This window comes from Moorena sp. SIO1F2 (genome assembly GCF_010672755.1).
Lineage (GTDB): Bacteria > Cyanobacteriota > Cyanobacteriia > Cyanobacteriales > Coleofasciculaceae > Moorena.
In genome coordinates this window covers 1-12,303 of record NZ_JAAHFV010000133.1, presented here as the reverse complement: position 1 = coordinate 12,303, position 12,303 = coordinate 1, and the positions used below count along the sequence as shown (strand labels likewise).

The following is a 12,303-nucleotide window of genomic DNA, read 5'->3' as shown; positions in this document are numbered from 1 at the left end:
AATCTGTTCATAAACCTGCCACTTAGTCGGAGGTTTTCCCGGTGCGCTCACGGTTTGACCATGATCTTCATCTTCGGTGCCAGGAGACAATAACTCCACCACTACAAATGGACTGACTTGTTCTTGCCAGATGACATAACTTAAACGTAGGTCTTTGCTTTCATAAAGCCGAGGCACACCTACTACACCAAACCAATCCGGTCGCTTATACCAACCGGGATGGTTGAGATCATAGTAAAGATTGAGGTCACAAGCACTAAAGACTAACTCTGGGTTGGAGTTGGCAGGGGCAAAGGTTAACAATAATAGTAGGGGTTGAAAAAAATGAAATTCGTCAGGCAAACCAGGTTCTTTGGGATTTTCGCTGGGTAAGTCATACATTGTCGGCAAGGTTTGCCGAGGTGAAATTAGTGGCTGTGATGGATAAGGAAGAGAAGTCATAGGTATTGTCGATTGTGAATAACTCGATGTGTCTGGTGTTCGCGCAGTGTCTCCTTTGGAGAAAGGAGAAAGGAGACATCGCGGTGTTCCTCACACAGAACCGAAACCATTCGCGACTGCATTAAGACAACAACTTAATCCAATTGGTCTGGATTAATACCTAACTCACGCAGTCGCGCCGCCAAACGTTCTGCTCGTTGCTGAGCTTGTGCCAACTCCTCGCTTGCTAGAGGAATTAAATTCCCCTCAAGGGTCATCCAGCGTAACCATAATCGGGGGATATCGCGAAAACTGCCATGCCACAACCCTAAACTTAATCCCAAGTCTGGCATCAGTAACCTGTCCTGATTTAGCACTGCGGGTTTGTAGTGATCACCAACCAGATGAAACCCTTGTAACTCATTGGTATAGCGACTAAAAATTACATAGTAAGGTACTCGCAAAATCTGTTCATAAACCTGCCACTTAGTCGGAGGTTTTCCCGGTGCGCTCACGGTTTGACCATGATCTTCATCTTCGGTGCCAGGAGACAATAACTCCACCACTACAAATGGACTGACTTGTTCTTGCCAGATGACATAACTTAAACGTAGGTCTTTGCTTTCATAAAGCCGAGGCACACCTACTACACCAAACCAATCCGGTCGCTTATACCAACCGGGATGGTTGAGATCATAGTAAAGATTGAGGTCACAAGCACTAAAGACTAACTCTGGGTTGGAGTTGGCAGGGGCAAAGGTTAACAATAATAGTAGGGGTTGAAAAAAATGAAATTCGTCAGGCAAACCAGGTTCTTTGGGATTTTCGCTGGGTAAGTCATACATTGTCGGCAAGGTTTGCCGAGGTGAAATTAGTGGCTGTGATGGATAAGGAAGAGAAGTCATAGGTATTGTCGATTGTGAATAACTCGATTTATGGTTGTGTATCTTGGTTCCAATAGGAACCTCCTGGTAATTGAGTTAAATACTGATTAATAAATAAAGGTAAATCCTTTTTTGAATAGAGGTATGTCAAGGCCAGCAAATCTTGAGTTGTTTGCCTGAGCTGAGCTCTATCTAATAGTTTGGAAAGTTGGGCTGGAGTATAGGCACCATTGAGAACCTCCACACTCGCCGTGGAAATTGCTGCCTCCAGTTCATTGTCAATCAATGACTGCCATTGATCAGCATTGATAGTATAAGATTTTTGGTTATCTTTGAGATTCAGTTTTTGGATTTCCCTAATGAAATCACGAATTGAAGCTGCCCAAGAATTTGTCAAACGCTCCTCTACTTGGTTTTTAATCAAGTTAATCAATGCCTTGTTTAAATAGGATTCAATCTGATGCACAGTTGCGCGTTTAGTCATCTGTTCCAACTCATCTACAATTGCTAAGGCATCTGCGTAGCGTCCCTCTAGGATACTTATTCTGAGATCGATTAATTCCTGACTCATACCCCAGTCCTCACAGATTTATGGTTCTCTTTAGCCTATCGAAGAAACTGCACAAGTCATCTGGAACGCATATTAACTAAATAAAGTCAATAGCACGGTGCTAGGAAAATAGCTTTCAGGGCAAAAAATGGGTAACGGATGTAACCGATGGCACTATCGGGAAGATAGGGAAAGTGTGGGAAGTGTGGGAGGTGTGGGGAGATGGGGACCCACCCCTAACCCCTCCCAGGAGGGGAATGGGGAGATGGGGACCCACCCCTAACCCCTCCCAGGAGGGGAATGGGGAGATGGGGAGAATTTTCGACGAATAGTCGGGATTTTCGGCAAATTTATCGAACCATCAGTTTTGTCACTTAGCGATGCATCGCTTCTTCGTTGTTTTCCTTTTCCTGTGCTGAGGTTAAGTCCCATGTTTTACCCAAATGTAAAAAACCTACCCCTGTGAGTCTCCCCACCCTCTCCTTAATTATGGGTATTCAACCAGACTTGATAGTAGGATTGCTATAGGAGACATGATAAATAAAGATCATGGCATATAGTGACTTTACAACTATCTACAAAGTCCAAACGGCGTTTAACCTCCTTCTTGATGAGGGGAATACTGTATTTAAGGATATTGCCCCGATCGAGCCGAGTGATCACTTGAAAACAACCCTTAAGGAAAATCTGCCGCTCGCGAATGCTATCAATACCGAAAAAGCTCGTTCTGAGTTAGTTATTGCTCCGGTTTTACTGGAAGTGCGCCGTCTGCTTGATTTCCAAATCGGTTTTTTTTCTGGAACTGAGTTTAATGTCGATAAAGGCACTGGATTAAATGGATACTGTGATTATATTCTTACTGCTTCTAAGGAAATCTATGAAATTCGGACACCAGTTGTCACTCTAGTGGAGGCAAAAAATGAAAATATTAAGGGGGGATTAGGACAGTGCATTGCGGAAATGGTAGCAGCTCAGAGATTTAATCAACAACAGGATCACGATATTGATGCTATCTATGGAGCTGTAACTACTGGGACAAATTGGAAGTTTATCAAGTTGGTGAATCAATTGGTGTTTATTGATTTGGATGACTATTATATTAAGGAAATTGATCTGATACTGGGAATATTGGCACATCCGTTTAAGCAGTATCTATGAGGCAAGAGGCAAAAGGCAAGAGGCAAGAGGCAATAGGTAATAGGCAATAGGCAATAGGCAATAGGCAATAGGCAATAGGCATGCTAGCAAGAAAGTAGCCACTGCATCAAAACAATAGTTCTGGATAAAGTTGGTTATGGGTCGGTCTGATTAAGTTAGTATTTTTGTACTAACTTGACTAACTATAAGCGATCGCACATCAGCTTCATGTCCGAATCCATGTCAGAATCCATGTCCGAATCCATTTCTCAATCCCAATGGCAAGTCCTACCGCCACCTGACTTTCCTCAGTGGTTCATCGAAGCTGTCAAATCCCATACTCATGGCTATTCGGGAGGTTATGCTGCTCAACTGCTGTGGCAACGGGGAATACGAGAGGAGAAACAACTGGCTGGTTTCCTCAATCCAGATTTGTATCAACCTACCAGCCCTTTTGATTTTGGACAGGAAATGAAATGGGCAGTAAAACGCCTACGGCAAGCCCGTGAGGCTGGGGAAAAAGTAGCCATATGGGGGGACTTTGATGCCGATGGAATCACGGCTACTAGTGTCCTCTGGGAAGGACTGGGACAGTTTTTCTGGCAGCACCAACAGCTAAGTTACTACATTCCCAATCGCCTGACGGAATCCCATGGTTTGAATTGTCCAGGAATTGACCAACTGAATGCTGCTGGGGTGAAACTTATCGTTACCTGCGATACTGGCAGCACGAATCTGAGGGAAATTGATTATGCTCACCAGTTGGGAATGGATGTGATTATCACTGACCACCATACTCTACCAGATGACCGTCCGCCAGTGGTTTCTATCATCAATTCCCGCTATTTTGCTGAAAGTCATCCTTTATTTCATTTGTCTGGGGTGGCGGTGGCGTATAAGTTAGTGGAAGCGATGTATCAGCGTTCACCTAATATTCCCCAACAACGGTTAGAGGCGTTGCTGGATTTGGTGGCAATTGGTCTAATTGCGGATTTAGTGGAATTATCTGGAGATTGTCGTTACCTGGCACAACGGGGAATTGAACAATTGAAGCAGCAACTGAAAACTCGCTCTCGTCCTGGTGTAGCACGATTGTTAGAGTTGTGTAAACGCAGTGGCGATCGCCCGACTGATATTTCTTTCGGACTTGGCCCGAGAATTAATGCTGTAAGTCGGATTCAAGGGGATGCTTCATTTTGTGTTGAGTTACTCACTAGTAAGGATGAGAAACGTTGTGAGCAACTGGCTTTAGAGACGGAATTAGCTAATACCCGCCGCATGTCTTTACAAAAAGATATTACTAAGCAGGTTAAGGATAAACTTGCCCAACTTGATCTGTCTACTACTAATGTAATTGTCCTAGAAGATCCCCAATGGCCAGTTGGTGTTTTAGGCTTAGTAGCAGGTCAAATTGCTCAGGAATACGGACGCCCGACGATTTTGTTAAGTACAGTTTTGTTAAGTACTGAAAGTAGGGATAGAGAAAGCAAACTGGTAGAAGCAGGTTTAGAGGATAAACACTCCTATAGTATAGCACGGGGTTCGGCTCGTTCTGTTAATAATATTGATCTTTATGAATTAGTCAATTCCCAAGCTCATTTGTTGCATCGCTTCGGAGGTCATCCTTTTGCGGCTGGGTTGAGTTTGCCAGTGGATAATATTCGTTTATTTAGGGAAGCGATTAACCAGCAGTTGGCACAAAAACTAGGGACTACGGGTGCTTTGATGATGCCAGCTATAGAAGCGGATTTGGTGGTTAAGGTTGCTGAGTTGGGCAAAGCACTATTTGATGAGTTGAAACACCTGGAACCTTGTGGGATGGGTAATCTTATGCCAAAATTGCTGATTAAAAACTGTTGGTTTGAGCAGGTTTGGAATCGTAACTCTAAGGATTTGAGAGGGCGTAAAGTACAGTATATTAAAACTAAATTTGAAATTTGGGATGACTCTACGAGTATGGGTTTTCCTGGGATTTGGTGGGGACATTATCAGGATGAAGTCCCTAAAGTTAGATGTAATGCTGTTGTGGAATTAGACTATAATAATTACGAAAAACGTCCAGAAGTGCGCCTCGTTGCGGTGCAACCTTGCCAGGAAAATTATTTGCAGTCTTGTTTACAGGTCTCTAATCAGCTCGATTGGATTTTAGATTGTCGGGGACAAGAGTTACAGGTTGAAGGTTTAACTCCTCTAATGGTTTATGAGTGTCCGACGAGTTGGGATGAGTTACAAGTATGGTGTAGGAGAGCGATACAGGCAGAACGACAATTAGCGATCGCATATCCACGGCCTAAACAACTATCTGCCCAAGACACCTGGAAAAAGTTGCTAGGAATTGCTAAGTTCCTCAGTCGCACGGGTCAATGGGCTACTTTGGTGCAATTGCAGGAGAAGTTAGATTTAAGCGATCGCACTGTTGAGTTAGGACTGAATGCCCTATCAGCGATTGGTTTTGAAGTTTCCCACCAGGACTGCGGGGTACAAATAAGCTGGCATCCAAAAGAGTGGTCTTCCCATGGGACGAATGTTGCTGAAAATGATGCGATTGCGCTACGCGCACGCTGCGCGAACGCAATATTTTTTGCTGCCATTGAGGAGGAACAGTTCCGACGTCAGTATTTTTACCAGGTGCCTCTGTCTACCATTGCTGCATATAACATTGCTGGATATGGCATGGTTGGTATCAAACAAGATTAGACTTCGCCGCAGTTGTCTAATCTGTGACACCTAGTAAACAGTCCACTAACAAAACACATACATTAAATTAATTGATAAAACCGACTCTCTTTTAAAGAGTATCAACTAATTAGGGCGTCTAAAACTAAGCAAATTTTTTTCTAGTTATATCCGGATTAGCCAGATTCAAGTCATCTCAAGCTTTTCAAGTATTTAGATTTTTTTTTATAACCTGAGGAACCTTTTGTTTATTCCCAACGACTTGTAGAGAAAGGAACAAAAAATTAACTAGTTTGAGGAAATAAACAATGCAAGGTTTACTGAAATCTATTTTCACCATTTCTACTTTGGCTGCTACAACAATTGCTCCCGTTTTACTAGGAAATAGTATGGCTTCCGCTAATCCCGGAGCAGATGATCTCAGCGTCAAAGGTACAGATGCTAGCTACATTGGGGTTGGTCTGGCCGCCGGTGTAACTAGTGATGGACAAGGGAATGACCAAAATGTTGGTGGTAATATTACCACTCGTCTAACAACTTCAAAGCTTCCAGTTTCTCTAAGAGGTGATATTCTTTTCAATGATGACAATACGGCGATTATTCCTAGTGTTTCCTTTGACCTAGGCGTAGCTAAAAATACTAATGTTTTTGCTAGTGTTGGTTACTCTTTTGTGGAAGATGACGGAGACAATACACCCATCGGTAATCAAGATGCTTGGGTGCTTGGCGTGGGTGCTGAAAGCCAAATTGCTAAGGATGTTTTGGTTTACGGCAATACTAAGGTAGGTCTTAACGCTTACGAAAATAGTTCAGGTGAGTCTGTCAGTGTTCAATTGGGTGCAGGCTACCGTTTCTAAACTTAGTATGTCCATTGTCAAAGGGAAAGGATGAAGGATGAAGCATGAAGGATGAAGCATGAAGGATGAAGTATAAAGGATGAAGTATTAACTGTCAAATACTTCAACTGAGGTGACAACAATCCTCTTGTGCATCTACTCGCTTTGGCCAATCTACTCGCTTCAACCTTCCTTCAACTCTTTCCTTTCCTCTTTGCCGGTATCTCATTGAACGACAATGAATGAATTTGGAGAAATTTTAGGATTTCTAAAGTTATGGATCCAATGGGCAACGGTAACGGTAGTATTAGGATCTAATCATTAACCGTAATCCCGACCGATTTATCGGGAATTATACTTATTCATCTTTTTTGCTCCGTTGAACCCATGGTTGTATCTCAGACTCCTAAAGCCCGCAAACCCTCTAAGATTGAAGGAATTAAAGAACGCAGTAACTTCTTGCGTGAGCCGGTGGCAACTGAATTGCTACAGGATACCACTCATTTTACAGAAGACGCTATTCAAATTCTTAAGTTTCACGGGTCTTACCAGCAAGACAACCGAGATAACCGGGTCAAGGGTCAGGAAAAAGACTATCAGATGATGCTGCGCACTCGCAATCCTGGAGGATTTATTCCACCAGAGCTTTATCTGACTCTAGAGCAGTTGTCAGAAGAGTATGGTAACCATACCCTACGAGTAACGACCCGTCAGGGTTTTCAGATTCATGGCATTCTCAAGAAGAATTTGAAAGCGACAATTGCAGCAATTATCCGCAATATGGGGTCAACGTTGGGTGCTTGTGGAGACCTCAACCGCAATGTTATGGCTGCACCAGCACCATATAAAAATCGACCAGAGTATCAGTATGCTTGGGAGTATGCTGATCGGATTGCTGACTTACTTACCCCTCAAACTGGTGCCTATTACGAGATTTGGCTGGATGGGGAAAAGGTAATTAGTGCTGAGGAAGCTCCGGAGGTGAAAGCAGCACGGCAGCGCAATGGTAATGGTACTATTTTCCAGGACAAAGAGGAACCAATTTACGGGGAACACTATATGCCCCGGAAGTTTAAGTGTTCCGTAACGGTTCCCGGGGATAACTCGATTGATATCTATACCCAAGATGTGGGGTTGGTGGTAATTACCAACGACCAGGGAGAACTGGAGGGATTTAATGTTCTGGCTGGTGGGGGTATGGGTCGCACCCACAATAAGGAAGAGACCTTTGCTCGTCTAGCTGACCACATCTGCTATGTGGAGAAAGAGGATATATATGACTTGGTTAAGGCAATTGTGGCAACCCAGCGGGATTATGGCGATCGCGTAAACCGCCGTCATGCCAGAATGAAGTACCTAATCAATGATTGGGGTGTCGAGAAGTTCCGGGAAAAAGTAGAAAGCTACTTCGGTAAAACCCTGGCACCGTTTAAGCCCTTACCCCCATTTAAGTACGAAGATTATTTGGGTTGGAACGAACAAGGAGACGGAAAGCTATTCCTGGGGATATCGATTGAGAATGGTCGGGTCAAAGATGAAGGGAATTTCCGACTCAAAACAGCTCTGCGGAAAATTACTGAAGAATTTGCCCTACCGATGCGGCTTACTGCTAACCACAATATAATTCTCTATGAGATTGACCCCACCCACCAGCAAGCCTTGAATCAGATTCTAGAACAGCACGGTATTCAAGTTACTCCAGAAGGAATTGAACCGTTAGTGCGCTATTCCATGGCTTGTCCAGCTTTACCTACCTGTGGTTTAGCGGTTACCGAATCAGAACGGGCGCTCCCTGGCATGGTTGAGCGGATTCGGTTACTGCTGGACAAATTGGGGTTAGACAAGGAATATTTTGTGATCCGAATGACCGGTTGTCCTAATGGCTGTGCTAGACCGTATATAGCAGAGTTGGGATTTGTCGGTAGTGCACCAAAAGCTTATCAAGTGTGGCTGGGAGCTTCACCAGATCAAACTCGGTTATCACGAGCCTATGTGCAGAAAATGCCAGAAAGTGAGCTGGAATCTTTCTTTGAACCAATTTTTGTGCAGTTTCGGGAAGAGCGCAAACCTCAGGAGAGTTTTGGGGATTTTTGCGATCGCATTGGCTTTGATGCCCTTAGGGAATTTTCTGCTAACTATGAGCTAGGTAGCGGTATAGTTAATCCAGATGCCAAGCTAGCAAGTAAGAAATCCTCAGCTAAGAAATCTTCTACTGCTAAAAATCGCCGTCGAATTAGCATTCCGGAAGAAGTCCATGCTCGTCTTAAGGAAGCTGCTGCTAACCAAGGGAAAAGTATGACAGAGTTGGCAGCAGAAGCTCTGGAAGCTTATTTGTCATAACTAGGTTAGCAGGTTTGCAGAATGAAGAATGAAGAATGGAGAATGAAGAATGTAGAATGAAGAATGAAGAATGTAGAATGAAGAATGTAGAAGGCAGAATGTAGAAGGCAGAAGGCAGAAGGCAGAAGGCAGAAGGCAGAAGGCAGAAGGCAGAATTCTTAATTCTTAATTCTTAATTCTTAATTCTTAATTCTTAATTCTTAATTCTTAATTCTTAATTCTTAATTCTTAATTCTTAATTCTTAATTCTTAATTCTTAATTCTTAATTCTACATTCTTAATTCAAAAATATGGATGATATCGATTGGTAGCAAGGGCCGTAGATACTTGTTGGATTAGAGCTTCTTGGGTAGAGGAGTTATCTAAAACTAGATCAGCAAGTGCTATTTTTTGCTGGAGGGGGAGTTGGCTGTTGATCCGGGCTTGAGCTTGTTCTTTAGAGATGCGATCGCGTTTCTGGATCCGTCTGAGCTGTTGTTCTGGTGAGCAGCTGACTACCCAAGTTTCTGTCACTAAATCGGTCATCTTAGCTTCAAATAGTAACGGGATGACTAAGATAACTGTAGGAGCAACTAGCGATGCAGCGCGGTCTTGGGGGTTTCCCCCACTCGCTATTGCATCAAGAAAGGTATCGAGTTCAGATTGAAAGCGATCGCGTACATAAGGATGGATTTGTTGCTCTAACCACTGTCGCTCAGCTGGGTTACTAAAAATTATCTCTCCTAAGCGTTTGCGGTTCAGGGTACCGTCACTGTGCTGCACTTGTAAACCGTAGCGCTGATAAATCTGTTTCAGGATTGGTGAATCTGGTTGTACTGCTTCTCTGGCATAGATATCCGCATCTAAAATTGGTAGCCTGTAGGTATCAGCTAGGTAATTCGATACGGTGGTTTTTCCCGTGGCTATACCACCGGTTAGACCAATGATGCGTTTTTGATTCATGGGCGTTCAGTATAAAATCGGTTATGAGATCAAGGATGCGATCGCACCTGTTGGTCACAAATCCGTGCTGCCAGGTGGTGGGTTACGGCGCAATTCCTTTGGCGTTCCTTAATCATGGAATAATTTTAAGAGTAGGTGCGCGCCTCGTGGCGAGTAAATCGCCCTTGGGTCGCACCTGTAGAATGGGCATCTTGTGTGGAACTGGCATCTTGCCAGTTTCATGCTTATTTTCGCGCGGGCAGGATGCCCGCTCTACTCCTGTTCATTCAAAGATTCAGCAACGCCATTTCTTTCCCTTCATCCACCCTACAGTAGCTTAAGGCTGAGTTGGTCAGTTTTGAGTGCTTCAGTTTTCTTTTCTAAATCTCATCTAACTTTCATTTATTCGTTAGGGTGATTTCAGAATGGTAGTTCATTCTAATAATTAAGCAACTAAAGCAATGATTCAATTCATTTTTGATTACTAGGAGGAAGTGTTATGAAACGTCTAATTGTTGGTGGTTTATCCGTATTGTTAATGGCAGCAGCAACTCCGGCTGTGCAAGCAGAAAGAACTGTTGTTAAACACAACTCTTTAAACAATGCTCTGGTCAGTCAACGAATAGCCTCTACTATCGCCACAGGAAGCTTTATCACCGTTGATCGAGGGCATCGCACTCAAGGAAATGTAAAGATTGTCAATGAAAATGGTAAACGCTATCTAGAATTCGATCAATCCTTTAAAACTGGTAGTGGACCCGATGTGAATGTACTCCTGTATCCGAACAGCAGTGTACCTCGTAAAATTCGGGGACAAGACTATGTAACCCTCGCCCGAATCAAGCAATTCAGTGGTGCTCAACGCTATGCTATTCCTGACGACTTGAATCTTAACGAATTTGGCTCTGTAGCAATTTGGTGTCGTCGGTTTGACATCACCTTTGGTTACGCTGCGCTGTAAAAGAGGTACTTTCCTGCTGGGTTAATGGGAGTAGGGAGTAGGGAGTAGGGAGTAGGGATGCAGGGCAGTCAAAAGGAGCTAGTTACTCATCGCCCCATCGCTCCATCGCCCCATCTTCCCACACTTACCACACCTGTCACGCCTCCCATCTAGCGGTTTATAGCCTAATGAGGTACACAGGATTTTTCCGAAGCTTCCTGCTCCCTGTTCCCTGCTCCCTGCTCCCTGTTCCCTGTTCCCTGTTTGTCATGGGTTAATCTGCTATTGACTAAGTCTCTTTGACCCAGTCTCTAGTTATAGTTAGCCCAAGTTGGTAGTCTTCTTGATCAAGAAAAGGCCTTTTTGCCAATTCAATTTATTTGACAATTAAATTATTTCCCCAATTTCCCCGCAAAGATCGGGTAACGCTTAATCGAACGCTCTAGAATAACAGTGAACACTAGGGGTAAGCCAGAACAGTAACGTGCAGCTAAAGCAAGTCATTATTATTCACAAAGCTGGAGACTCCCAAGGAAAACGTTGCGCAGAAAAATGCGCTCGGGAGTTGGAAGCACGCCAGTGCAGGGTTCTGATCGGACCAAGTGGCGCGAAAGATAATCCCTACCCAGTCTTTTTAGCTTCTGCCACCGAAGCCATTGATTTGGCAGTGGTTCTCGGGGGGGATGGGACAGTATTGGCAGCGGCAAGACATCTGGCTCCGGAAGGAATACCAATTTTGGCAGTAAATGTTGGAGGTCATCTGGGATTTCTGACCCAACCCATCGAAGAATTTAAAGACACTGAGCAAGTTTGGGACCGACTATTAGAAGACCGCTATGCAGTTCAGCGGCGGATGATGTTACAGGGGGCTGTGTTTGGGGGAAACCGCACTGACATTACACCCGTTAGCGATCGCTTTTTGGCACTCAATGAAATGTGTATTAAACCTGCCTCTGCCGATCGGATGATTACCTCAATTTTGGAAATGGAAATTGATGGAGAAGTAGTGGATCAATACCAAGGGGATGGACTAATTGTTGGGACTCCCACTGGTTCCACTGGCTATACTGTTTCTGCTAATGGTCCAATTTTGCACGACTCGATTGAAGCGATCGCAGTCGCACCGATTTGTCCGATGAGCCTTTCCAGTCGTCCTTTCGTGCTCCCCTCTGGTTCTGTTGTCAGTATCTGGCCCTTGGGGGATTATGAGCTAAACACTAAACTCTGGATGGATGGTGTGCTGGCAACCTCTATTTGGCCTGGACAACGGGTGGACGTGCGTAGAGCAGATTGTCAGGCTAAGTTCATTATCCTAAGGGAACAGTATTCCTATTACCAGACCTTAAGGAATAAGCTTCAGTGGGCTGGTACTAGAGTCACCTACAGTAACAACCACCGCAATTGAGTCAACTTGTTAGTTAATGGGTAGGGTGGGGAGTGTGGCTCACAGGGGTAGGTTTTTTACATTTGGATCGGGAGTCGGGAATCGGGAGTCGGGAATCGGGAGTCGGGAATCGGAACCCACCCCTAACCCCTCCCAGGAGGGGAAGAGCGGGAAATGGGGAGAATTATCCCGGAAACTATTGTGTATTTTGATAC

General features: G+C 44.2%; 12 protein-coding genes. 8 read left to right on the top strand and 4 right to left on the bottom strand.

The genetic code is table 11. The features are described 5' to 3' along the window. The 3 genes from F6J94_RS16980 to F6J94_RS16970 all read right to left on the bottom strand — a co-directional run. On the bottom strand, window positions 1-441 hold a 441-nt coding region (locus F6J94_RS16980), incomplete at its 3' end, for a Uma2 family endonuclease (protein ID WP_293042445.1). Window positions 442-575: 134 nt separating this feature from the next. Then, the gene (locus F6J94_RS16975) at window positions 576-1,325 is read right to left on the bottom strand and encodes a Uma2 family endonuclease (RefSeq protein WP_293021246.1); all 750 of its coding nucleotides are present in this window, start codon (window positions 1,323-1,325) and stop codon (window positions 576-578) included. Between the two features lie 28 nt (window positions 1,326-1,353). Continuing rightward, window positions 1,354-1,875, bottom strand: a complete 522-nt coding sequence (locus F6J94_RS16970; protein WP_293021247.1) for a DUF29 family protein — start codon at window positions 1,873-1,875, stop codon at window positions 1,354-1,356. Between the two features lie 173 nt (window positions 1,876-2,048). Between F6J94_RS16970 and F6J94_RS16965 the strand changes: the two genes are divergently transcribed. From F6J94_RS16965 to sir, 5 genes are all read left to right on the top strand, one after another. After that, entirely contained in the window at window positions 2,049-2,186 is a 138-nt protein-coding gene (locus F6J94_RS16965; protein ID WP_293042442.1) for a hypothetical protein, read from the top strand. 217 nt (window positions 2,187-2,403) lie between these two features. After that, window positions 2,404-3,012 (top strand): hypothetical protein, encoded by a 609-nt coding sequence (locus F6J94_RS16960; RefSeq protein WP_293042439.1) that lies wholly within the window; start codon window positions 2,404-2,406, stop codon window positions 3,010-3,012. Between the two features lie 231 nt (window positions 3,013-3,243). After that, window positions 3,244-5,688, top strand: a complete 2,445-nt coding sequence (locus tag F6J94_RS16955) for a DHH family phosphoesterase (protein ID WP_293042451.1) — start codon at window positions 3,244-3,246, stop codon at window positions 5,686-5,688. A 287-nt stretch (window positions 5,689-5,975) separates the two neighbouring features. Further along, window positions 5,976-6,524, top strand: coding sequence for an outer membrane beta-barrel protein (locus F6J94_RS16950; RefSeq protein WP_293021252.1), 549 nt, complete (start codon window positions 5,976-5,978; stop codon window positions 6,522-6,524). Between the two features lie 366 nt (window positions 6,525-6,890). Then, a complete protein-coding gene (gene sir, locus F6J94_RS16945) occupies window positions 6,891-8,843 on the top strand; it encodes a sulfite reductase, ferredoxin dependent (RefSeq protein WP_293042433.1) in 1,953 nt (650 codons plus the stop codon). 282 nt (window positions 8,844-9,125) lie between these two features. On the opposite strand, the gene coaE is transcribed toward sir, so the two are convergent. Beyond that, the gene (gene coaE / locus F6J94_RS16940) at window positions 9,126-9,785 is read right to left on the bottom strand and encodes a dephospho-CoA kinase (protein ID WP_293042430.1); all 660 of its coding nucleotides are present in this window, start codon (window positions 9,783-9,785) and stop codon (window positions 9,126-9,128) included. Between the two features lie 135 nt (window positions 9,786-9,920). Between coaE and F6J94_RS16935 the strand changes: the two genes are divergently transcribed. From F6J94_RS16935 to F6J94_RS16925, 3 genes are all read left to right on the top strand, one after another. Beyond that, entirely contained in the window at window positions 9,921-10,100 is a 180-nt protein-coding gene (locus F6J94_RS16935; RefSeq protein ID WP_293042418.1) for a hypothetical protein, read from the top strand. A 163-nt stretch (window positions 10,101-10,263) separates the two neighbouring features. Then, window positions 10,264-10,725: a DM13 domain-containing protein gene (locus F6J94_RS16930; RefSeq protein ID WP_075901141.1), complete on the top strand. Its 462-nt coding sequence runs from the start codon at window positions 10,264-10,266 to the stop codon at window positions 10,723-10,725. Window positions 10,726-11,188: 463 nt separating this feature from the next. Continuing rightward, window positions 11,189-12,109, top strand: coding sequence for an NAD(+) kinase (locus tag F6J94_RS16925; protein ID WP_293021261.1), 921 nt, complete (start codon window positions 11,189-11,191; stop codon window positions 12,107-12,109). The last annotated feature ends 194 nt before the right edge of the window (window positions 12,110-12,303 follow it).

Coding starts and splice junctions, on each gene's coding strand:
- F6J94_RS16960 (WP_293042439.1), top strand. CDS start 2,404: ATGGCATATAGTGACTTTACAACTATCTACAAAGTCCAAACGGCGTTT.
- sir (WP_293042433.1), top strand. CDS start 6,891: ATGGTTGTATCTCAGACTCCTAAAGCCCGCAAACCCTCTAAGATTGAA.
- F6J94_RS16970 (WP_293021247.1), bottom strand. CDS start 1,875: ATGAGTCAGGAATTAATCGATCTCAGAATAAGTATCCTAGAGGGACGC.
- F6J94_RS16950 (WP_293021252.1), top strand. CDS start 5,976: ATGCAAGGTTTACTGAAATCTATTTTCACCATTTCTACTTTGGCTGCT.
- F6J94_RS16955 (WP_293042451.1), top strand. CDS start 3,244: ATGTCCGAATCCATTTCTCAATCCCAATGGCAAGTCCTACCGCCACCT.
- coaE (WP_293042430.1), bottom strand. CDS start 9,785: ATGAATCAAAAACGCATCATTGGTCTAACCGGTGGTATAGCCACGGGA.
- F6J94_RS16930 (WP_075901141.1), top strand. CDS start 10,264: ATGAAACGTCTAATTGTTGGTGGTTTATCCGTATTGTTAATGGCAGCA.
- F6J94_RS16975 (WP_293021246.1), bottom strand. CDS start 1,325: ATGACTTCTCTTCCTTATCCATCACAGCCACTAATTTCACCTCGGCAA.